The sequence below is a fragment of the Actinomycetota bacterium genome, assembly GCA_030017835.1.
Lineage (GTDB): Bacteria > Actinomycetota > Aquicultoria > UBA3085 > Oleimmundimicrobiaceae > Yes70-04.
On sequence record JASEGU010000011.1, the window covers coordinates 16,994 to 37,716 of the forward strand.

General features: G+C 51.4%; 19 protein-coding genes. 14 read left to right on the forward strand and 5 right to left on the reverse strand.

Going from position 1 to position 20,723, the window contains the following annotated elements; translation table 11 throughout:
- Nucleotides 1–25: 25 nt before the first annotated feature.
- The 4 genes from polA to uvrB all read left to right on the forward strand — a co-directional run bounded on the left by polA (nucleotide 26) and on the right by uvrB (nucleotide 6,882).
- Nucleotides 26–2,632: a DNA polymerase I gene (polA, locus tag QMD53_04135; protein MDI6799846.1), complete on the forward strand. Its 2,607-nt coding sequence runs from the start codon at nucleotides 26–28 to the stop codon at nucleotides 2,630–2,632.
- Between the two features lie 115 nt (nucleotides 2,633–2,747).
- Nucleotides 2,748–4,085 (forward strand): 30S ribosomal protein S1, encoded by a 1,338-nt coding sequence (rpsA, locus tag QMD53_04140; GenBank protein MDI6799847.1) that lies wholly within the window; start codon nucleotides 2,748–2,750, stop codon nucleotides 4,083–4,085.
- Between the two features lie 165 nt (nucleotides 4,086–4,250).
- The gene (coaE, locus tag QMD53_04145) at nucleotides 4,251–4,847 is read left to right on the forward strand and encodes a dephospho-CoA kinase (protein MDI6799848.1); all 597 of its coding nucleotides are present in this window, start codon (nucleotides 4,251–4,253) and stop codon (nucleotides 4,845–4,847) included.
- 34 nt (nucleotides 4,848–4,881) lie between these two features.
- Nucleotides 4,882–6,882: an excinuclease ABC subunit UvrB gene (gene uvrB, locus QMD53_04150; GenBank protein ID MDI6799849.1), complete on the forward strand. Its 2,001-nt coding sequence runs from the start codon at nucleotides 4,882–4,884 to the stop codon at nucleotides 6,880–6,882.
- Here the strand turns inward: uvrB and QMD53_04155 are convergent.
- On the reverse strand, nucleotides 6,879–7,226 hold the full coding sequence (locus QMD53_04155) for a hypothetical protein (protein ID MDI6799850.1): 348 nt from the start codon (nucleotides 7,224–7,226) through the stop codon (nucleotides 6,879–6,881). The genes uvrB and QMD53_04155 overlap by 4 nt on opposite strands.
- 169 nt (nucleotides 7,227–7,395) lie before the next feature.
- On the opposite strand from QMD53_04155, the gene uvrA reads away from it, so the two are divergent.
- Both uvrA and QMD53_04165 read left to right on the forward strand, forming a co-directional pair.
- On the forward strand, nucleotides 7,396–10,209 hold the full coding sequence (gene uvrA / locus QMD53_04160) for an excinuclease ABC subunit UvrA (protein MDI6799851.1): 2,814 nt from the start codon (nucleotides 7,396–7,398) through the stop codon (nucleotides 10,207–10,209).
- 48 nt (nucleotides 10,210–10,257) lie between these two features.
- The gene (locus QMD53_04165; protein ID MDI6799852.1) at nucleotides 10,258–10,923 is read left to right on the forward strand and encodes an AzlC family ABC transporter permease; all 666 of its coding nucleotides are present in this window, start codon (nucleotides 10,258–10,260) and stop codon (nucleotides 10,921–10,923) included.
- Between the two features lie 12 nt (nucleotides 10,924–10,935).
- Here QMD53_04165 and QMD53_04170 read toward each other — a convergent pair whose 3' ends face one another.
- Nucleotides 10,936–11,562 (reverse strand): haloacid dehalogenase, encoded by a 627-nt coding sequence (locus QMD53_04170; GenBank protein MDI6799853.1) that lies wholly within the window; start codon nucleotides 11,560–11,562, stop codon nucleotides 10,936–10,938.
- Between the two features lie 112 nt (nucleotides 11,563–11,674).
- Here QMD53_04170 and QMD53_04175 point away from each other — a divergent pair, with 112 nt between their 5' ends.
- Nucleotides 11,675–12,355, forward strand: a complete 681-nt coding sequence (locus QMD53_04175) for a cytochrome c biogenesis protein CcdA (protein MDI6799854.1) — start codon at nucleotides 11,675–11,677, stop codon at nucleotides 12,353–12,355.
- Nucleotides 12,356–12,373: 18 nt separating this feature from the next.
- On the opposite strand, the gene QMD53_04180 is transcribed toward QMD53_04175, so the two are convergent.
- The 3 genes from QMD53_04180 to QMD53_04190 form a co-directional block, all read right to left on the reverse strand.
- The gene (locus tag QMD53_04180; GenBank protein MDI6799855.1) at nucleotides 12,374–13,372 is read right to left on the reverse strand and encodes a HAMP domain-containing sensor histidine kinase; all 999 of its coding nucleotides are present in this window, start codon (nucleotides 13,370–13,372) and stop codon (nucleotides 12,374–12,376) included.
- Entirely contained in the window at nucleotides 13,365–14,051 is a 687-nt protein-coding gene (locus QMD53_04185; protein MDI6799856.1) for a response regulator transcription factor, read from the reverse strand. Before QMD53_04185 ends, QMD53_04180 begins: the two co-directional genes overlap by 8 nt.
- A gap of 91 nt (nucleotides 14,052–14,142) precedes the next feature.
- The gene (locus QMD53_04190) at nucleotides 14,143–14,499 is read right to left on the reverse strand and encodes a hypothetical protein (protein MDI6799857.1); all 357 of its coding nucleotides are present in this window, start codon (nucleotides 14,497–14,499) and stop codon (nucleotides 14,143–14,145) included.
- Between the two features lie 201 nt (nucleotides 14,500–14,700).
- On the opposite strand from QMD53_04190, the gene QMD53_04195 reads away from it, so the two are divergent.
- The 7 genes from QMD53_04195 to whiA all read left to right on the forward strand — a co-directional run bounded on the left by QMD53_04195 (nucleotide 14,701) and on the right by whiA (nucleotide 20,706).
- Nucleotides 14,701–14,988, forward strand: a complete 288-nt coding sequence (locus QMD53_04195) for a YHS domain-containing protein (GenBank protein ID MDI6799858.1) — start codon at nucleotides 14,701–14,703, stop codon at nucleotides 14,986–14,988.
- A 119-nt stretch (nucleotides 14,989–15,107) separates the two neighbouring features.
- The gene (gene uvrC, locus QMD53_04200) at nucleotides 15,108–16,955 is read left to right on the forward strand and encodes an excinuclease ABC subunit UvrC (protein ID MDI6799859.1); all 1,848 of its coding nucleotides are present in this window, start codon (nucleotides 15,108–15,110) and stop codon (nucleotides 16,953–16,955) included.
- The gene (locus QMD53_04205; GenBank protein ID MDI6799860.1) at nucleotides 16,948–17,487 is read left to right on the forward strand and encodes a methylated-DNA--[protein]-cysteine S-methyltransferase; all 540 of its coding nucleotides are present in this window, start codon (nucleotides 16,948–16,950) and stop codon (nucleotides 17,485–17,487) included. The genes uvrC and QMD53_04205 overlap by 8 nt, the downstream gene beginning before the upstream one ends.
- Nucleotides 17,488–17,547: 60 nt before the next feature.
- Nucleotides 17,548–17,901, forward strand: a complete 354-nt coding sequence (locus QMD53_04210) for a phage holin family protein (protein ID MDI6799861.1) — start codon at nucleotides 17,548–17,550, stop codon at nucleotides 17,899–17,901.
- A 10-nt stretch (nucleotides 17,902–17,911) separates the two neighbouring features.
- A complete protein-coding gene (gene rapZ, locus QMD53_04215; GenBank protein ID MDI6799862.1) occupies nucleotides 17,912–18,802 on the forward strand; it encodes an RNase adapter RapZ in 891 nt (296 codons plus the stop codon).
- The gene (locus tag QMD53_04220; GenBank protein ID MDI6799863.1) at nucleotides 18,789–19,733 is read left to right on the forward strand and encodes a YvcK family protein; all 945 of its coding nucleotides are present in this window, start codon (nucleotides 18,789–18,791) and stop codon (nucleotides 19,731–19,733) included. The genes rapZ and QMD53_04220 overlap by 14 nt, the downstream gene beginning before the upstream one ends.
- 40 nt (nucleotides 19,734–19,773) lie before the next feature.
- Nucleotides 19,774–20,706: a DNA-binding protein WhiA gene (gene whiA, locus QMD53_04225; protein MDI6799864.1), complete on the forward strand. Its 933-nt coding sequence runs from the start codon at nucleotides 19,774–19,776 to the stop codon at nucleotides 20,704–20,706.
- The last annotated feature ends 17 nt before the right edge of the window (nucleotides 20,707–20,723 follow it).

Below are 20,723 nucleotides of genomic sequence, written 5' to 3' on the forward strand. Positions count from 1 at the left end.
TGAAGAGATATTGGAGCTGTAACTTTTGAGCAAGAAGAGAATAATACTTTTGGATGGCAATAACCTAGTCTGTCGCGCCTTCTTTGCTCTTCCACCCTCCATGATGACTTCGACTGGTCAACCGACCAATGCCGCCTATGGTTTTGCCACCATGCTCATCAAACTGATAAAAGACTACAAGCCAGATCAAGTCATAGCCGCTTTCGATCTGGGTAAATCCAAACGGGCGAGCGAGTATGCCGAGTACAAGGCGCATCGGCCCGAAGCCCCCGATGAACTGAAGAGTCAATTTCCACTCATCAAAGAGATGCTTAAGGTTCTCAAGATTCCGGTCATCGAGATCGAGGGCGAAGAGGCCGATGATATCCTGGCCACCTTGGCCAAAGAGTCGAAGCAGGCCGGCGATCTTGTCTACATAGTGACCAACGACAAAGACGTCATGCAGCTCGTTGGGGAAGGGATAAATCTATTGAGCTCCAAGAAGGGTCTGACTGAAATCCAGGTCTTCGACCGAGCGGCCGTTATCGACCGTTTCGGGGTGCCGCCGGAGAGGATGGTCGATTACCTGGGTCTCAAAGGGGACTCCTCCGATAATATTCCGGGCGTGGCTGGAATCGGTGAAAAGACGGCCCAAAAATTGGTAAGCGAATTTGGCAGCCTGGAAGAGATCTTTGAGCGTTTAAGCGAGATCTCTTCCGCCAAACTGAAAGAGAAGCTCGTTGATGAGAAAGAGATCGCCCTCTTAAGCAAGAAGCTTGCCACCTTAGATGATGAGCTCCCCTTGAGCGAGCGGCCATCCTTGGTGGGTCTTGGAAGCTGGGGCGACGATGAGCTAAGGGTCTTTCTTGAGCGAATGGAATTTATGACTTTAATACCGCGTTTCTCTAGGTTAAAGGCGGAGTTGGGCAAGGGGGACAGAGTCGCAAGCAATCGGCCAAAAGTGATTGAGGTTCAGGAGGCAAGCGAGCTATCCGCTTTGGTAAAGAGGATAGAGGAATCTCGCGCCTTCTCCTTCATCATGGCCGGTGACGATCACGATGGCGGCATATTCTCTACGGGACCAAGGATGAATGTATCCTTCAGCTCCGGTCAAGTCTACTTAATAGGTGAGGCTTCCATCATCGGATTAAAACCACTTCTCGAATCGAAGGATATAAAGAAAGCAACATACGACGCAAAGAGGGAGAAGAGGTGCCTTGCTAAGCTTGGCATAGAGCTGAATGGAGTCAGCTTCGACGTAATGGTAGCCGCCTACCTGATAGACTCCCTAAGGAACGACTACTCACTCTCTGCGCTCACGGGGGAGTTTTTGGGCCAAGATGGAGGCGAAGAGGACGAGGCGGCCTTTGCCGCATCCATCATGAATGAGCTCTCTTTGGTTCTCAAAGAAAGGCTTGATCGACTCTCATTGAGCCCCCTCTTCGATGAGGTAGAGCTCCCCTTGACTTCGGTCTTGGCCGACATGGAGATGGTTGGCGTCGGCCTCGACCTGACCTTTTTGAAGCAGCTTGCAGCAGAGCTTGAGGCCGAACTTGCTGGTCTTAAGGCCGAAATATTCTCTCTTGCTGGCGAGGAGTTCAACCTCAACTCCTCCAAGCAGCTTGGCGAGGTTCTCTTCGAAAGGCTCGGGCTGGATTGTAACAAGAGGACCAAGACCGGTTATTCGACCGACTCATCCGTCCTTGTCTCCCTCTTGGGAGCTCATCCCATAATCGATAAGATTCTGCAGTATAGGGAGGCATACAAGTTACTTTCGACCTATGTTCTTCCTCTGCCTAGGCTCGTTGATAAGACGACCGGTCGTCTCCATACTACCTTCAACCAGACGGTCACGGCAACGGGGCGCCTCTCCAGCAGCAACCCTAACTTGCAGAATATTCCGGTCAGGACCGAAGTCGGCCAAAAGATCAGGGAGGCCTTCATCCCGAGCAAGGTTGAGGATAAGCTCCTTGTGGCAGACTATTCCCAGATTGAGCTGAGGATTCTAGCTCACCTCTCGGAAGATGCCAACCTAATAGACGCCTTTGGTCGAGGGGAAGATATCCATACCTTCACAGCCTCTCAAGTCTTCTCGGTCTCCGAGGCTGAGGTCACTCGGGATATGAGGCGGGCGGCCAAAGCGGTCAATTTTGGGATAGTCTATGGCTTAAGTCCCTTCGGCCTCTCCGAACAGCTAAAGATCGAGAGGGAGGAGGCCGCCCGCTATATAGATGAGTATTTTGAGAGGTATGCCTCGGTCAAGCGATATATCGACGACGAGTTGAAGAAAGCTTATAATGAGGGGCATGTCAGGACGATCTTTGGGCGCGTAAGACGTCTTCCCGAGCTCGCGAGCTCAGATTTTAAGGTGAGGAGTTTTGGGGAGAGGTTGGCCATAAACTTTCCCATCCAGGGAGCTGCGGCCGACATAATAAAGATTGCCATGATTAGAATATCGAATGAGTTGATTGAGCGGAAGATGGAGACCAAAATGATCCTTCAAGTCCATGACGAACTGGTCTTTGAGGTCCCTCCCGTCGAGGCCGTTTCCGTCAGTGAGATGGTCAAGCGGATCATGGAGGGCGTCTGCAATTTGAAAGTCGGACTGGAAGCTGAGATAAAAATGGGTCATAATTGGAGAAGTGCCAAATAAAAAGAGGATTTTCCCTCATGTTTGCAGAAGTGTTTAACGTTCAAAATTTTTTTGGGAGGTTTGTTGGTTAATGATTGAAAGTGAGACGGCAAGTTTGCTTGATGATAGTGGAATGATGCTTGATGAGAACGGGGTGATGATCCCCGATTATGATAGCACCATCAAATTCTTCACCGAAGGAGACCTGATAACAGGGACGGTAGTTAGAGTAGACAACAACGAAGTCCTGGTCGATATCGGCTACAAATCCGAAGGCGTAATCCCCTTAAAAGAGCTCTCCATAAAGAAAGACGTTGTTCCAAGTGAGATCCTTTCGGTCGGCGATGAGGTTGAGGCGATGGTCCTGACCAAGGAGGATTCCGAGGGACGGCTCATCTTATCCAAGAAGCGGGCCAAGTACGAGAGGACTTGGGATAAGATAACCAAGGCCGCAAAGGATGAGGAGAAGATAACCGGCGTCGTCATAGAGGTCGTCAAAGGCGGCCTGATCCTGGACATCGGTCTTAGAGGATTTCTTCCGGCCTCGCTCGTCGAGCATGGACGGGTGAGGGACCTTACTGCGTACCTGGGCCAAGAGCTTGAGTGCAAGATCATTGAGATGGACAGGAAGAGGAACAACGTAGTCCTGTCGCGCAAGGCAATCTTGGAGAATTCCAGGCAAAAGGATCGCGAAGAGCTTCTGGCCAAACTGGAGAAGGGCCAAATGGTTTCCGGCCAGGTATCATCGATCGTCAATTTCGGTGCCTTTGTCGATCTTGGCGGTCTGGATGGTCTGATCCATATCTCCGAGCTATCATGGGAGCACGTAAATCACCCCTCAGAAGTGGTAGAGATCGGTGATAAAGTCGATGTCCAAGTCATTGATATCGATCGCGAGCGGGTAAGGATATCGCTCGGTCTCAAGCAGACCACTGCCGATCCCTGGCAAGAGAAGGTTGTCGGCCTCTCCAAGGGGGATATTGTCTCCGGCAAGGTTGTCAAAATGCTTCCCTTCGGAGTCTTCGTCGCTTTTGGTGATGATCTGGAGGGCATGATTCACATCTCCGAGATTTCGGAAGCCCACGTCGAGACGCCCGAAGAGGTTCTTGCAATTGGTCAGGAAGTCAGCGCCAAGGTGGTCGATATAGATCTCAAGAAGAGGAAAATCTCCCTCAGCCTAAAGACGGCTGCGCCCGAGACCGAAGCCAAAGAAGAGATGGCCGAGGCCGAAGCCGCCCCTAAAGAAGAGGTTTTATCCAAGGTGGCCGAGGTTGAAGAGGAGTCGGCTCCGCTCGCACACAAGGAAGAAGAGGCTGGTCAGCAGGATGCGAGTCCTGAAGAAGAGGCCCCTTCCACCATCCTTGAGGATAGTCATGAAATGGCGAAGGATGCGGAGGAGAAAAAGCCGCTTCCCGGCTCACTGGAAGAGGCCTTGAAGCAGATGAAGGAGGAGCGGGGCCAGAAAGAGGATTGATCTGGGGCAAGAGTTTTGCGCAACGATGAGCAAGACGACCACTTCGATTAAGTGAGATTGGAATATTGAATCAGATTTTAACATATAAGGCCGGTCTCAAGCGACCGGCCTTATATGTTAAAATGTTTTTTAACTTTACCCACTTAAGCTAGTGGAGTTGATTGTATGATCATTGGTGTAACGGGGGGAACGGGCGCGGGCAAGAGCACCGTCTCCAAGATGATAGCCGAGAAAGGCGCCTTTGTAATCGACGCCGATGAGGTGGCTCGCGAACTCATGAGCCCCGGTTCACCCATTTTAAATCGGATCGCAGACCGCTTCGGAAAGAGCGTGATAAATGAGGACTGCAGCCTCAACAGGAAGGCCTTGGGCTCGATAATATTTACCGATGAGATCGCTAAAAGAGATCTCAACGAGATCACTCACCCTTCGATTATTGCCAAGATAAAAGAGCTCGTCAAAGAGAACAAGACGCATTCGCCCGATCAGCTGATAGTCATAGATGCGCCGCTTCTCATAGATACCCCCATCTATTTCTTGGTCGATAGGGTTATACTTGTTTGGGCGAAAGATGAGGTAAGGCTGGGTCGTCTCATGCTGGAGAAGGGCTTAACTGAAGGCGAGGCGAGAATCAGGATGGAGGCCCAGACTCCGGCCGAAGAACTGGCCGCGCGCGCAAACTTCATCATCATAAACCACGGTAGTCTGGGTCGGCTCAGAGACAAGGTGGACGAGGTCTTGGCCGAGGCGGGTGTCATTTGAATCAAGACTTCAAAAATAAGAATAATATCAGGAGATGAGCGAAGAGATATTTGAGATAGATGCTCCCTTTGCGCCAGCCGGCGATCAGCCCAAAGCCATCGATGAGCTATACCAAGGCATATTGCGGGGTGATCGCTACCAAACGCTCCTTGGAGTTACCGGCAGCGGAAAGACCTTCACCATGGCCCACCTGGTGGCCAAAATCAAGCGGCCAACCCTGATCATAGCCCCCAACAAGACCTTGGCCGCACAGCTCTACGGCGAGTTTAAGGAGCTCTTTCCAAAGAGCGCGGTGGAATACTTCGTAAGCTACTACGACTACTATCAGCCGGAAGCCTATATCCCTCACACAGATACCTATATCGAGAAGGATCTCTCGATAAATGACGAGATCGATCGACTTCGTCACGCGACTACGAGCTCGCTTCTCCTAAGAGAAGACGTTATAGTCGTGGCTTCGGTCTCTTGCATCTACAACCTCGGCTCGCCCGAGGAGTATCAATCCCAAATGCTCGTCATCGAGGCAGGCGGTCAAATAGATCTAGATCAGCTTCTTCTTCGCTTGATCGAGATCCAGTACAAGAGGAACGACTACGAATTCGCAAGGGGTCTCTTTAGGGTGAGGGGGGATACGGTCGAGATATTCCCGGCCTTCGGCAAGGAAGCTTTGCGCATCGAGATCTTCGGCGATGAGGTAGAAAAGATCCTTAAGATCAATCCTCTTACCGGTGAGATAATCGAAAGGCCCAAGAGGGTGACCATCTATCCGGCCACCCATTTCATGACCAATTCCAAGAGGCTTAAAGCGGGCCTAAGTTCGATCGAAGCCGAGCTAAAGGTCAGGCTCAAAGAACTGGAGGATGGGGGCAAGCTCCTTGAAGCCCAGCGGCTAAAGATGAGGACGAGTTTTGATCTGGAGATGCTTCGTGAAGTCGGTTATTGCAGTGGGATCGAGAATTACTCTCGTCACTTCACCGGCAAAGCCATCGGCGATCCGCCCGATACCCTGATACACTACTTTCCTAAAGAGCTCTTGATGATAATCGACGAATCCCATATCTCCATCCCTCAGATTAGGGCCATGTATCATGGCGACCGCTCTCGCAAGGAGACTCTGGTCGAGCACGGTTTTCGGCTTCCTTCAGCTCTGGACAACCGGCCCTTAAAATTCGACGAATTTGAGGCTCTGACAGATAAAGCGGTCTTCGTCAGCGCTACCCCGGGTGATTACGAGATAAGCGTCTCATCCAATGTAGTTGAACAGATAATTCGCCCGACTGGTCTAATTGACCCAGAGGTTTTAGTCAGACCGACCAGCCATCAGATAGACGATCTTATGACCGAGATCGGAAAGCGGGTAGACAAAGAGGAGAGGGTCCTGGTGACCACCTTGACCAAGAAGATGGCCGAGGATCTGACCGATTATCTAGCAAATGCCGGAATTAAGGTCCGCTATCTACATTCAGACATCGACACCATCGAGCGCATTGAGATAATCACCGATTTGAGGGGCGGCAAGTTCGACGTACTGGTCGGCATCAACCTTCTTCGGGAGGGGCTCGACTTACCGGAGGTATCACTGGTGGCTATCCTTGATGCCGATAAGGAGGGGTTCTTGCGAAGCGAACGCTCACTGATCCAGACCATCGGTCGCTCGGCCAGAAATGTTGGGGGCCAAGTGATAATGTATGCCGAGAGCGTAACCCCCTCGATGGAGCGGGCCATAAACGAGACCAACAGAAGGAGAAAGCTTCAGTCGGAATATAATTTAAAGAACCGGATCGAACCGCAATCGATCAGGAAGGCCGTCTTGGATATATTAGATGTTGCCAAAGGGCATCAGCTTTCGTCCAAGGCGGCTGCAAAGAAGGAGCGGAAAAGGGGCGAGTTTAAACTGCCCAAAGATGAACTTATGAGGGTAATGATGGCTCTGGAAGAAGAGATGCGCCTGGCCGCTGAAGAGCTCAGATTCGAGGACGCGGCCGCCATAAGGGATGAAATAGCCTCTCTCAAAGAGGCGGTTAAAAAGGACTAAAGCTGCGCCCAATGTTTAAGTTCCTCTGGAACCTCGCCCGCCTTGAAGATGGCCCACTTGGTCGAAGCTGGACCGAATAATTCATATATCAATGTCGTTCCAGCTACGGCGTTTAAGGCCAGAAGCCCAAGGCGAACCAGCTGATTATCTCGAGGGCATTGAGTGCGCCCGGTTTCAATATCCCAAAAAATGAGTCCCCCAGAAAGAGACCGGTCAGAATGAATCCGACTACCTGGGTGATCTTGATGTATCTCTTTACGTACTTGCCGCTGAAAAAACCTAAAGAGTATGGCCAGTCCGGCCAGGGCGATTACGAGGCTTGCAGAGGGTGAAACAAGCGACATCGATAAGACCCGCTTTCTTTGGATGATTTAAGATGTAATCAGTTCTAACACCCGAGCTTTTTCGAGTCAAATCGGTGCAGCTAAAGATGAGGAATTTTTTTGGGGCTGCGGCGTGCTCTCGACTTTACCCTCATTGTATAATCTTATCTGAAAGGATGATCTAAGTTTGCTGGAAAAGATAATTATTAGGGGAGCTAGAGAGCATAACCTAAAGAGTATAAATCTTGATATACCAAGGGATAGATTGATCGTTATAACCGGCCTTTCGGGCTCGGGCAAGTCTTCGCTCGCCATGGATACCATCTATGCCGAGGGGCAGCGGCGTTATGTCGAATCCCTTTCTGCTTACGCTCGCCAGTTTCTCGGCCAGATGCAGAAGCCTGACCTCGACCACATCGAAGGCCTATCTCCGGCCGTCGCCATCGATCAGAAATCGACGAGCAGAAATCCCCGCTCCACCGTGGGAACCATAACCGAAATCTACGATTACTTGAGGGTTCTCTATGCGAGGATCGGTCTGCCGAGCTGTCACATCTGCGGAGCGCCCATCTCCCGTCAGAGTCCTGAGCAGATAATCGAGCAGATATTGAGACTTGAGGCCGGCGCAAAATTCTTTCTACTCGCCCCGGTGATTCGAGGCAAAAAGGGCGAGCATGGCAAGATATTCGAGGATCTTCGGGGGCGGGGCTTCTCCAGGGTCAGGGTGGATGGTGAGGTCCTTGAGCTTGCAAGTGAGATCAGACTGGATAAATACGTAGGTCATAGCATAGAGGTGGTGGTCGATCGTCTGGTGATGAAGGAGGGGATAGAGAGAAGGCTTGCCGATTCCATCGAGACGGCCCTCGAACTTTCAGATGGACTCGTAACCATCCTCAAAGAAGACGGCGACGAGACGACCTATAGCCAGAAGTTTGCCTGCTTGAAGTGTGAGATAAGTTTCGACGAGCTCTCGCCCAGGATGTTCTCATTTAACAGTCCCTATGGAGCCTGCAAGGTCTGCACCGGGCTCGGTTCGACCAAGGTGGTCGACCCAAGTCTCGTCGTTCCCGATCCCTCCTTGAGTCTAAACGAGGGGGCGATCGCCCCTTTCTACAATGGCAAGATGAACTTCTATCCCTCCATGATCCGCTCGGTTGCCGAAAGGTTTGATATAGATATGGACAAACCCTTTTTAAGACTTTCCGAGCACGAGAAAGGGATACTCTTCTTCGGCAGTGAAGGAGAGAGGGTCGAGATAACCTACCGCAATCAGAGGGGCCAAAAGAGGGTCTATCGCTCGGCCTTCGAAGGGGTCATAAGTAATCTTGAGAGGCGCTACAAGGAATCAGACTCCGACTACTCGCGCGAAAAAATCGAGCAATACATGAGGGAGATGCCTTGCGTATCTTGCGGCGGAGCCCGCCTTAAGCCCGAAAGTTTGGCGGTAACCTTCGGCGGGGTAAACATATATGAGTTCACCAAAAAATCGGCCAAAGATGCCCTGGTCTTTTGGGCTTGCACAAAGATCGGCGAGCGCGAAAAGGCGATTGGAGCCGGTCTGATAAAGGAGATCGAGGCTCGGCTCAAATTTCTGGTCGATGTGGGACTCGGCTATATCACCATCGACCGTCCGGCCGCGACTTTGGCCGGCGGCGAGGCCCAGAGGATAAGACTGGCCACCCAGATCGGCTCGGGTTTAGTCGGGGTCTTATATATCTTGGATGAGCCGAGCATCGGTCTCCACCAACGAGATAACGTCAAGCTGATCGAGACGCTCAAGAACCTAAAAGAACTTGGGAACACCGTCATCGTCATCGAGCACGATGAGGATACAATAAGGGCGGCCGACTTCATCATCGACATCGGACCTGGGGCCGGCGCCCACGGTGGGCGCGTCGTGGCCGCCGGCCCCTTAGAGCAGGTGATGAAATCCAAGGATTCGCTAACGGCCAAGTTCTTGAGCGGTGAGCTTAAGATAGAGGTCCCCAAAGAGAGAAGGAGGGTTGAGCCGGACCGAACGCTTACAATCAGAGGCGCCAAAGAACATAACCTCAAGGGGATCGATGTTGCGATACCGCTCGGTCTCTTCGTCTGCGTGACCGGGGTCTCCGGTTCCGGCAAAAGCACCCTGATTTCCGACGTGCTCCATAGCGGACTTAGGGCCCATTTCTACAATTCAAGGGAGAGGGTCGGCGCCCACGACGGGATAGACGGCTTAGAACTGATTGACAAGGTGGTAAACATCGACCAATCTCCAATCGGCCGGACGCCCCGCTCCAACCCGGCCACCTACACTAAAGTTTTCGATGAGATAAGGTTTTTGTTCTCCCAGACCAAAGAGGCCAAACTCCGAGGCTACAAACAGGGGCGCTTCAGTTTCAATGTGACCGGCGGTCGTTGCGAAGCCTGCCGGGGCGACGGGACGATCAAGGTGGAGATGCACTTCCTTCCCGACGTCTATATCCCTTGTGAGGTCTGTAAGGGCAAGCGTTACAATCGAGAGACTCTTCAAGTCCATTTTAAGGGCAAGAATATCGCCGATGTCTTGGAGATGTCGGTCGAGGAGGCCCTCACCTTCTTCGAAAATATTCCCAAGATTCAAAGGCGCCTTCAGACTCTCTTCGATGTCGGTTTGGGCTACATAAAACTCGGCCAGTCGGCCATAACCCTTTCGGGTGGCGAAGCTCAGAGGATAAAGCTCTCGGCCGAGCTCTCCAAGCGGGCGACCGGAAAGACCCTCTATATATTGGATGAGCCGACGACAGGTCTCCATCTTGCCGACATCGAGAAGCTGCTCACAATACTGACCCGTCTGGTCGATGAAGGAAATTCAGTTCTGGTCATAGAGCATCAACTCGACGTCATCAAGACGGCCGATCACCTGATCGACCTCGGACCGGAAGGCGGCGAGGAGGGCGGCTACGTGATAGCGACCGGAACCCCCGAAGAGGTTGTGAAGAACAAGGCCTCTTATACAGGAAGATTCTTAAAGCAGTTACTCTAGAGCGGGGCCGCATAGAGTTTTCAACCTAGACGGGAGAAACATTTGGATATGGAGAACAGGAAGACTTACCGGTTTTTAGAATCCTTCAAAGCGGCCCTGCCCATCGGCCTCGGTTACATCCCGCTCGGCCTGGCCTGCGGTATGCTTGGCCAGAAAGTTGGCATAAGCCCGCTTGCCATGGGCGCAATGTCGCTCATAGTCTTCGCCGGAGGCGCCCAGTTCATAGCCATCTCTCTCATCGGGGCAAAGGTGCCTCCATTCTCGATCATACTTGCGACCGGTATCATAAACTTGCGCCACATTCTGATGAGTTCGGCTCTGGCCGACTATCTAAATGATTTGGACATATCCGAGGTCATTCTATTCTCGCACGGGGTTACCGACGAGACCTTCGCGGTCAATCATAACCGGTTTGAGAGGGGAGGCTGGGGTTATGAAAACGCCCTTCTTCTCAACGTCATCTCCCACTTCTTCTGGATATCGGGCAACGTGGCCGGGGCACTAGCCGGCGGTTGGATTGTGGTCGATATCGATCTTGCAAGCTTCGCCCTGACCGCCATGTTCGTAGCCCTCCTTGTCCTCTGCATCAAGGAGCTAAATCATCTTCTTACGGCCCTATTTGCCTTCCTTTCATTCAAGACGAAGTCATTTGCCATATCCTTATCACTCGGCCTCGTCGCTTTCTGGCTGATCGGCCGGCTGATGATGCTATAGAATCTATTTATTCTATTCTTTCTTGGTGTCACCGATGGCATCCCTAAGTCGCCTCTGGCCCAGCGCTGTCACGATATCGCCTCTGGTCTTTTCCATTATCGATCTTGCCACATCGACGATGCGCCTAAGGCCGGGGGAGATGGCGTCAGGGTATGTGAAGGAGGCCAAGAAATAGTATAGGTCGTCCATCATATTTAAGAGTTCTTCAGCCCGGGCCGTCTCATCGGCCCCCAGAGAGTCCAGGGCGTTTCTGCGAAGCTCGCCGATGGCCTCACCCATGCCAGACAGATAGGCGGCATACTCCACATTCAAATCGGAAGGCGACGGGAAGGGTTTGCCTAGTATTAAAGATTCGGTTATGGCCGCTTCGGCATATTCTTTGGAGGAGTCGTGGATAAAACCGGCATGATAGATGTCTGGGTATGAGGCGAGGCGCTGCTTGCTCTGGTCGAGATTCCTTCTGGCTTCAGCCAGCAACTCTTCCGCCATTTTGTACTCGCGCTTATGGATGGCCCTGACCGCCCCCGTCGCGCTCTTTATAGCCGAACGGGATGAGGCCAGTGCCTTCTCCCTGGCCTCTTCTTTGGCATCGAAATTTGCTCTTATCTCCTCAGCCATTCTAACAAGCTCCTTGTCCACCCTAAACCCTCCTTGCAAAAATGGTTGATCGCGCTGCTTGGTCTGTTTCAGCCTATTTTCAATCTCTTAAAAGCGGTCTATTATCATAGGGTAGCATAAGGAGGCGCATAGAGTGAGAGTATCGTTCATATCAGTCTTTCTGGCCGGCATAGCAACCTTCCTGTCTCCTTGCTTCCTTCCGCTGATACCCGGATATATTTCGTTTATCTCCGGCATCTCCTTTGAAGAACTTAAGGAGGAGAGGGAGAGCCGCCTCTTCATCCAGAGCAGAACCATCCTCTTCGTTCTCGGTTTTTCGATCGTCTTTACGCTTCTGGGAGCGACCGCCAGCCTGATTGGCGGACTCATAGCGACCGCAAGGCGAGAGATAATGATCTTTGGAGGAGTCGTCCTCATCATCTTCGGCCTAAACATGATCGGCGTCTTGAAGATATCATTCTTAGAGAGCGAGAAAAGACCCCTCATTCCCAAACTTGGCGGGATATTTGCTCCCGTCGTCATGGGGATTATCTTTGCTGTAGGCTGGACCCCCTGCATCGGTCCGATCCTCTCATCGGTGCTGATTTTGGCCGGCTCGACCAAGTCGGTCCTCTTGGGCTCGGTCCTCCTCTTCATCTATTCCTTGGGTCTTGGTATGCCCCTCATTGCATCGGCCTATGCGATAAACGGTTTCTTGCGGCTCTTTGCCAAATACAAGGGCTTGATGAGACAGGTCAGAGTGGTGAGCGGTCTCATCCTGATAGTCGTGGGTCTCCTCTTTATGCTGGGAAAGTTGTACATATTGAGTTTTTAGACTGCGTCTCTTGTAGAATTAAGAGGGGAGCTCGATGGTGAAGGTGGAACCTTTCGACGGGGCGCTCTTGACCGATATCTTTCCCTGGTGTATATCGACTATCTTTTTTGCAATCGAGAGCCCAAGGCCGTAGCCATGGACCCCGTCCTTGGATCTGGACGGGTCGGTTCGATAGAAGCGATCGAATATCCTCAAAGCCGCCTCCTCGCTCATGCCTATGCCCTCGTCTCTTATGGTTATCTTGACCCTTGGACCATCCTTTTCTGCCTTGATGTGGACGGTCTTTCTGCCGCCGCTATATTTGATGGCGTTATCTAGGACTATGATCATAAGTTCGATCAAACTCGCTCGGTTGCCGCGCACGATAAGAGAGTCGTCGATCTTTGAATCGACCCTGATCCCCTTGTTCTTGGCAGATATTTTCAAATATTCTAGAGCTTCTCTGGTAAGGTCGCTCAAGATGAGGTTCTCCTTGTCCATTCCCCTAAAAGGAGCTTCGGCCAGTTTCAAAAGGCCCTCGGATAGTTCGGTCAACTTGTCTATCTCCTCAAGATTGCTCTGCAATAAGGCTCGAGCCTCTTCACCTCCGAAGGCGGGATCCCTTAAAGCCACCTCGATCTCGGTCTTCATTGCGGCCAGCGGTGAACGGAGTTCGTGAGAGGCGTCGGCCGAGAAGCGAATCTGAGCTTCGTGGGCCTCCTCGATTGGCCTCAGGGTGGAGAGGGCCAAATAATAACTGCCGATGCCCGCAGAGAAGAGGATGAATAGATTTGCATAGAGGAGGCTGATGATGAGCCTCATCCTTGTCTCGGCCACGTTATCCTCCATCATCGAGATCATTCTATGATGACCCATGACCCCGCCCTCAAGTCCTTCGACCACGGCGGCCTGGCAGCGAAAGTTTCTTACGAGCACGCTAGAAGATATGCGGTAGATGCTGAGGCTGAAGAAGAGACTTATTCCCATCACTATCAGCAAATATATTGCGGTCTGCTTTATTACGGCCCGTTTAAACATCTCTCTTTACCCCCAAGTAATAACCGAAGCCCCGCTTAGTATGGATGAGGGGTGGGCCGCTGAAAGGGCGGTCAACCTTCTTTCTGAGATAACCGATGTAGACTTCGACGGTGTTCCAGAGGATATCGGCGTCGTAATCCCAGACGCGTGAGATTATCTCGTCTTTGCTCAGTACTTTCTCTGAGTTTCTCATCATGTATTCCAAAAGGGCAAACTCGGTTGCGGTCAAGTTGAGCTCGCGTCCATCCCTTTGGGCCGCCCGGTTGCCGCTATCTAAAGTGAGGTTCTGATACTTTAGGATTGGGCCCAGGTTCTCCTTGGGGCGGCGGAGCAGCGCCCTCATCCTGGCCAAAAGCTCCTCGAAGGCGAACGGTTTGACCAGGTAGTCGTCTGCTCCCAGATTGAGCCCCTCGACCCGGTCGCCTATCTTATCCTTGGCTGTAAGGAAGATGACCGGCGCATTTATCCCTTTAAGTCGCATCTCTTTAAGTATTTCTGTTCCATCATGGCGGCCGGGGAGCATCCTGTCCAAGATGACGAGATCGTATGGCTGGGTTAGGGCAAGGCTGAAACCGTCGTCGCCGCCAAAGGCGAGATCTACGGCGAAGGCCTCCTGCTCCAGGCCCTTCTTCAGGGCGGTGGCTATCTTCTTTTCATCTTCCACCAGCAGTACTCTCATCCTTCATCCTCGAAAGTTTTAAGCGGTCGCCCATATATCAAAAATGGGCGACCGCTTAAGATTATAGGTCTTTTCAAAAGAAACCGAAAGCTTATGGCTTTATTTCAGCCTGTTCAGAGCAGTTGGGACAGACAAAGTCGCCGTCATTGGGAGCAACGTTTTGCCTATCGTCATATTTGGGGCAGTAATAGCCCCGCTCGAGCTTGCCCTTAAAGCTCTTTCTGCCCATCATTTCAAATCGCTCGGAATATGGCAGAGCTCTTCTTTCGAAACCACCGCTAATGCCTCCCCCAAAAACGAGAGCGGCTCCAAAAAGTAGCATGGTAGTCATAAAGATGACGCTCAAAACGGCCAGATATTTTGGAACCACTATGGCGCTCACCCTTTTGCCATCATTATCGGTCACCTCGCTTGAGGGGATGCTTGTCTTCTTTTCTTCCTCGTTCATCGGGCACACCTCCTTCATCGTGTCATTAGGCAAATGATAGCCAAGTTTCCTGAGAATTTCCTGAGAAACTTGGCGACAAAAGCGATATTTGATGGCCGCCCAAACTTGGGCTATATTGATATTTAAGGGTATTACCCTTTTAAAACCCTGCCGATCAACCGGTTATACAAATTTTGAAGGCTGTTATGGGAGGAAGAGATAATGAAAGACAAAGAGAACAAGAAGGACGCCGTCTGCGGCATGGATCTTGAGACGGGGGAGAGTCTTCATCATCAGCACGAGGGGACAGATTATCATTTTTACAGCAAGGCCTGCTTGGATGAGTTCAAAGCCGATCCCGGCAAATACGTGAGCAAGGAGGCCGAGCTCTCCTATGGGGCGGCCGAAAAGCCGATTATCTACACCTGTCCCGCAGGTCATGAGGTCGAGGGGGATGAAGGTGGCGATTGTCCGGAATGTGGGAGCGCCATGAACCGCAAGGATAAATAGTGCCCGCCAGGTGCTTGATTAAGGCATCGAGGGGCGAATGTTGGAAAATGGATTTGAGACCAAAATAAACCCCATTTAACTGGGGTTTATTTTGGTCTCTATGATATAATTTTTGTAAGATGTCTATACCGACCAATCTGGAAGACGAGTTAAAAAATCTGCCGGACGGACCCGGCGCATACATATTCAAAGACGAAAAGGGAAGGCCGATCTATATAGGCAAGGCCCTGTCGTTAAAGAAAAGAATCAGATCCTACTTTCAAAAGACGACGGGTCAATCGGCAAAGACGGCAAAACTCGTCTCGAAGATAGCCTCGCTTGACTTTCTCATGACCGATAGTGAAATGGAAGCCCTCATCCTGGAAGCCAACCTGATAAAGAGGCACAAACCCAAGTTCAACGTGAGTCTGCGAGACGACAAGACCTATCCCTTCATCGCCATATCCTTAAGTGAGGATTACCCCAAAGTCACGGTAATAAGAGGGGAAAAAAGGGCGGGCCATAAATACTTTGGCCCCTTCACCAAGGCCCACGCCATGAGGGAGACCTTGGATGTCTTGAGAAAGATATTCCCCCTTAGGACGTGTTCCAAGGCCAAGTTCAACAAGGCCAAAAAGGATTCTTCGCCTTGTCTCTATCACTACTTGAAAATGTGCTCTTCACCCTGCATTGGGGCGATCTCCAAAGAAGGTTATGATCTCTTGGTCTTGGAATTGGTCTCATTTTTGGAGGGGCGCTACGCCAAGGTGGCCTCGTCTCTCAAAAAGGAGATGGATGAGGCCGCAGCCCGTCAGGAATACGAGAGGGCGGCCTTGTGCAGGGATAAGATAAGGGCGATAGAGCATGTCCTTGAGGGGCAGAAGATGATCTCGCCCAAGAGCGAAGATAACGATTATATAGCCATAGCAAAGGAGAGGCGCCTTGCCGTCGCTTCCGTCCTTTACGTGAGAGGTGGCAAGCTGATCGGTTCCGACAGCCACGTCTTGAATCTGGGAGGTATCGACGAGGAGCAGGTCGCCTCCTCTTTCATCAAACAGTTCTACGGTCAGATCGATTCGCTGCCGAGAAAGATCTTCATTGGTGGTCAGGTTGACGAGAAGGATTTGATAGAGGCCTGGCTAAAGAAGAGGGCAAAGAGGAAGGTCCAGATCATCCAACCTCAGAGGGGCAAGAATAGGAGGCTGGTTGAGTTGGCCAAAAAAAACGCCGCTCACTCTTTGAGCTTTCAGACCATAAAGGCCAGAGAGGAGGGGGAGAGCAACCCCTTGGAGGGACTCAAAGATCTTTTGAAGCTGGAGTGGATCCCACAGAGGATCGAAGCTTATGATATATCGACCCTGATGGGGAGAGACTCGGTAGCCTCGATGATCGTTTTTGAGGACGGCCTACCCCTCAAAGAGGATTACCGAAGGTTTAAGATGGCTTACCAGGGAGGCATGAACGATGTTGCCATGATCGAAGAGGTCTTAAGGAGACGCTTTAAAAGGCACGCTAAAACCAAGACCGATCCCTTCAGCAGCTTTGCCAAGCTGCCCGATCTCGTCTTGATAGATGGAGGGTTGCCTCAGCTCACGGTGGCCGACAGGGTTCTAAAGGACCTGGAAATGACCGGTGTCGAGCTCATCGCTCTGGCCAAGCGGGAGGAGGAGATATATAGACGCGGCTCAGCAAGACCGATCAGTCTTGCCAAGGATGATCCGGCTTTGAATCTTCTGATGAGGGTAAGGGACGAAGCCCACCGTTTCGCCTTGAGTTATCAAGCTAACCTGCGGAGTGCCTCGATGCTCTCCTCGGCCTTGGACGAGCTACCCAAGATTGGTCCGGCAAGGAAAAGGCTCCTTCTCTCCTTTTTCAAGACGCCAGAGAATATTCTAAAGGCAGAGCTCCCCGATCTGGAGAAGGTTCTCTCAAGGTCACTTGCTAAAGATCTCTTCGAACACTTAAGGAAGGTGAAACTGGATGGATGAGAGCGGGCTCAAGGCGCTTATATACCAATCCAAGTGGGGTTTTGGAGCGATAATCTTTAAAGGGGTCAACGTAAAGCGCCACATCTTGCCCACCTTGAGCGAGGATGAAATCGCTCTCAACTTGGCCGATGGGTACAAAATTTTGGGCTTAGAGAGTCGGTCGAGCAGGATACCCGACGAGGTTCTTGTGCTTCGGGCCGATCTCATCGATTATTTCTTGGGCCAAAGGGTCGAGTTTAATTTAAGTTTAGATCTCGAGGGTTTTGGCCGATTTGAAGAGGAGGTTCTCCTTTCGGCCTGCCAGATACCTTACGGAGAGATGATGACCTACAAGGAGCTTGCCGGAATCTCTGGCCGGCCCAAAGCATTCAGGGCGGTTGGAAATGCTCTTGCCAAAAACCAGCTTTTGGCGATCATCCCCTGTCACAGGGTGGTTGCCACGGGAGGCGGGCTTGGGGGCTTTAGCGGACCCGCCGGCATTAAAGAGAAGCTCCTAGAACTCGAGAACGTTCACCTAGACGTTCGGCCATAAAGCTAGGATAATGAATTTAAGTAGGCTCGTATTCGAAGACCAAAAGGAGGATGATCGATCTTGAGATTCTTAAGTCGCTTGATAATAGTGGCCTTGGCCATACTCGCAGTCTCCTATTTTCTACCCGGCATCAAAATCGAGGGTGGAATGACGGTGGACGGTTTTCTCTTAGCCCTTCTGGTCGCCTTGGTTCTTGCGGTGGTCAATGCGGTCATCCGGCCCATCTTGGCCTTCTTCGCTTTTCCCGTAACCATCATCACGTTCGGTCTCTTCAACTTCGTCATCAACGCCTTCATGCTAATTTTAGTCTCCAGAGTCATTCAGGGTTTTGCCATCGATAATTTTATCTCGGCTCTAATAGGCTCGTTTCTGATAAGCCTGGCAAACGTCATCGCTTCTGGCGGCGGAGACTAAAAGGTATAATATGGAATATCTCGATTTCACGATAATTACGGGATTTTCGGGAGCCGGGAAGTCTGAGGCCGTGAAGTGCTTTGAGGATATGGGCTACTTCTGCATCGACAATTTGCCTCCCAGTCTTATTTTAAAGATGGTCGAACTATTCAGTCTGCCCGGAAGCAAGGTCAAGAAGGTGGCTCTGGTCATCGACGTAAGACTAGGCGGCCTCTTTGAAGATCTCTTTGCGGCTCTAAATGAGCTGGATGATAAGGCCGTAAGCTATCAGATCCTCTTTCTCGAAGCCTCTGACGACGAACTCATCAGGCGTTTCAAAGAGACGCGCCGCCGCCATCCCCTATCGGTTAGCGGACAAGTCATCGAGGGTATCGCGAAGGAGAGGTCGATCCTTGAAGATGTCAAAGGCCGGGCCGACATGGTTATCGATACCTCAGGCATGCGGGTCGGCGAACTCAAGGATAAGATCAGGAGCTCATTTCTGGGGGATAAGGCAGATAAGAGCCTCCTTATAACGGTCATCTCCTTCGGCTATAAATACGGCATCCCGCACGACGTCGATATAATAATGGACGTAAGATTTTTGCCAAATCCTCATTATATCGAGGATCTAAAGATGCACACGGGGGAGGAGGCCCCGGTCAGAGAGTTCGTCTTAAAGAGGCCGGAGACCAAAGTCTTCTTGAACAAGTTTTTGGGCCTTCTGGACTTCTTGATCCCCAAATATATCGATGAGGGCAAGACCCACTTCGTCATCGCTCTCGGTTGCACGGGCGGGACTCACCGCTCCGTAGTCCTGGCCGAGGAGACCAAAAAATTTCTACAAAAGCGGGGCTTCAACTCGACTCTAATGCATCGCGATATTGGAAAGGACTTCTCTTCGCATGATGCAAAGAGGTAATCATAAGGGATGGGCGGTCGCGGCCATCGGCGGCGGGACCGGACTTCCCAATGTCCTAAGGGCCGCAAAACTCTACGCCTCGGATATAGCGGCCGTTGTTAGTGTGGCAGATGATGGGGGCAGCTCCGGCCGGATACGAAGGGATCTTGGGATCCTTCCCCCCGGCGACATACGAAATTGCTTAGTTGCTCTCTCCGCCGAGGAGGAGCTGATCTTCGATATTCTCCAGCACCGTTTCGAAAAGGGTGAGCTTGCTGGCCACAATCTTGGGAATCTGATTCTGGCCGGGCTCACCGAAATCAGAGGCGACTTCATCCAGGCCCTAAAGGAGCTCAGCTCCATCTTAAATATCCGGGGCCGGGTTTTACCATCGACCGACTCCGATGTGGTTTTGGTCGCCAAGGTGAAGAATGGTCGCCTGATAGAGGGCCAATCCAAAATAGCCAAACCACTTGAGCGGGGCGGCATAGACTGGGTCCAACTCGAACCGAAATCGCCGCCTGCCAACTTGGAAGCGGTAGAGGCGATAATCTCAGCCGATCAGGTGATAGTTGGACCGGGCAGTCTTTATACCAGTATAATCCCCAACCTTCTGGTCGACGGGATATATGAGGCCATAAAGGAGAGCCGGGGCGAAAAGATCTTCGTCTGCAACATGGTCGCCCAAAAGGGCGAGACGACGGGCTATACGGCCAGCGATCATCTAGAAGCCATCTTGGCCCATGTAGGCGAAAATCCGTTCGATCACATGCTGGTCAACCTGAGTCATGACAAGATGATGAGCGATGGCCAGATTCCGGTCGAGGTGGGCTCCAGGCCAGCCATAACGGGCCTTGGGATAGAGCTTCATCTGGCCGATTTGGCCGATGACGAGACAAGTTGTCATCACGATCCGGCAAAGCTCTGTCAGCTATTGCGATCTTTGTTATAATTGGTCTTGCTCGAGTTAGAACCGAATAAACAGGGGCGATATGTCTTTTTCTTCGGATATAAAGCACGAACTTGCCAGAATAATCTCTCCCAAAGCCTGCTGTAAAAAGGCCGAGCTCTCCGCAATCTTAAAATTGGATGGATCCTTTCACATCCTGGGCCAAGGCAGATTCGCCATCCATAGCGCCTGCCAGGACGCCGCAACCGCCAGAAAGACGGTCAAGCTTATAGATGAGCTCTTTGGCTTAGAACACGAGGTGGCGGTCAGAAAATCCTCCTTCAAGCGGGGGCACGACTACCTCATCTACGCTCCCAATCAACCCAAGCTGAACCAGGCCCTAAATGAAATAGGTATCTTAGACGATAAGATGTTAATAGTGCCGAGTTTCCTATGCAGGCTGGTGAAGAGGGATTGCTGCGCCGCCTCATATTTGAGAGGGGCCTTTTTGGGCGGCGGCTCGATGGGAGATCCCGCCAAAGGTTACCATTTCGAGCTAAATACCGACAACTTTGAGCTGGCAAACGATCTTTTGAGTCTCTTCAATCGGTTTGAGATAAATGCCAAACTTAGCTCAAGAAGGAAGAATTATATGATATATATTAAGGGGAGCGAGGACCTATCCAGGCTGCTGGCTCTGGTAGGAGCCCACGACACCCTGCTTAAACTGGAAGATTTTAGGGTCGTAAAAGATGTCAAAAATTCGGTCAATCGCCTGGTAAATTGCGATACGGCCAACCTGAAGAGATCGGCCTGGGCGACCGTCAAACAGATTAAGGATATAGAATTGATAGACAAGGAGGTGGGGCTGAATAATATACCCCATGCCCTCGCTCAGATAGCCTCAAAGAGGGTGGAGTTTCCGGAAGCAAACTTGAGCGAACTTGGCGAGCTCTGCGAGCCAAAACTCAGCAAATCGGCCGTCTATCATAGGATCAGAAGGATTAAAAGCCTGGCCAGCAAGCTGGCCATATAGCATAGATACTAAAAAAT

Excerpts from the sequence above, each read along its gene's own strand:
- rpsA (MDI6799847.1), top strand. The coding sequence starts at position 2,748 with ATGCTTGATGAGAACGGGGTGATGATCCCCGATTATGATAGCACCATC.
- coaE (MDI6799848.1), top strand. The coding sequence starts at position 4,251 with ATGATCATTGGTGTAACGGGGGGAACGGGCGCGGGCAAGAGCACCGTC.
- uvrB (MDI6799849.1), top strand. The coding sequence starts at position 4,882 with ATGAGCGAAGAGATATTTGAGATAGATGCTCCCTTTGCGCCAGCCGGC.
- QMD53_04155 (MDI6799850.1), bottom strand. The coding sequence starts at position 7,226 with ATGTCGCTTGTTTCACCCTCTGCAAGCCTCGTAATCGCCCTGGCCGGA.
- QMD53_04165 (MDI6799852.1), top strand. The coding sequence starts at position 10,258 with ATGGAGAACAGGAAGACTTACCGGTTTTTAGAATCCTTCAAAGCGGCC.
- QMD53_04180 (MDI6799855.1), bottom strand. The coding sequence starts at position 13,372 with ATGTTTAAACGGGCCGTAATAAAGCAGACCGCAATATATTTGCTGATA.
- QMD53_04185 (MDI6799856.1), bottom strand. The coding sequence starts at position 14,051 with ATGAGAGTACTGCTGGTGGAAGATGAAAAGAAGATAGCCACCGCCCTG.
- QMD53_04190 (MDI6799857.1), bottom strand. The coding sequence starts at position 14,499 with ATGAACGAGGAAGAAAAGAAGACAAGCATCCCCTCAAGCGAGGTGACC.
- QMD53_04195 (MDI6799858.1), top strand. The coding sequence starts at position 14,701 with ATGAAAGACAAAGAGAACAAGAAGGACGCCGTCTGCGGCATGGATCTT.
- uvrC (MDI6799859.1), top strand. The coding sequence starts at position 15,108 with ATGTCTATACCGACCAATCTGGAAGACGAGTTAAAAAATCTGCCGGAC.
- QMD53_04205 (MDI6799860.1), top strand. The coding sequence starts at position 16,948 with ATGGATGAGAGCGGGCTCAAGGCGCTTATATACCAATCCAAGTGGGGT.
- rapZ (MDI6799862.1), top strand. The coding sequence starts at position 17,912 with ATGGAATATCTCGATTTCACGATAATTACGGGATTTTCGGGAGCCGGG.
- QMD53_04220 (MDI6799863.1), top strand. The coding sequence starts at position 18,789 with ATGCAAAGAGGTAATCATAAGGGATGGGCGGTCGCGGCCATCGGCGGC.
- whiA (MDI6799864.1), top strand. The coding sequence starts at position 19,774 with ATGTCTTTTTCTTCGGATATAAAGCACGAACTTGCCAGAATAATCTCT.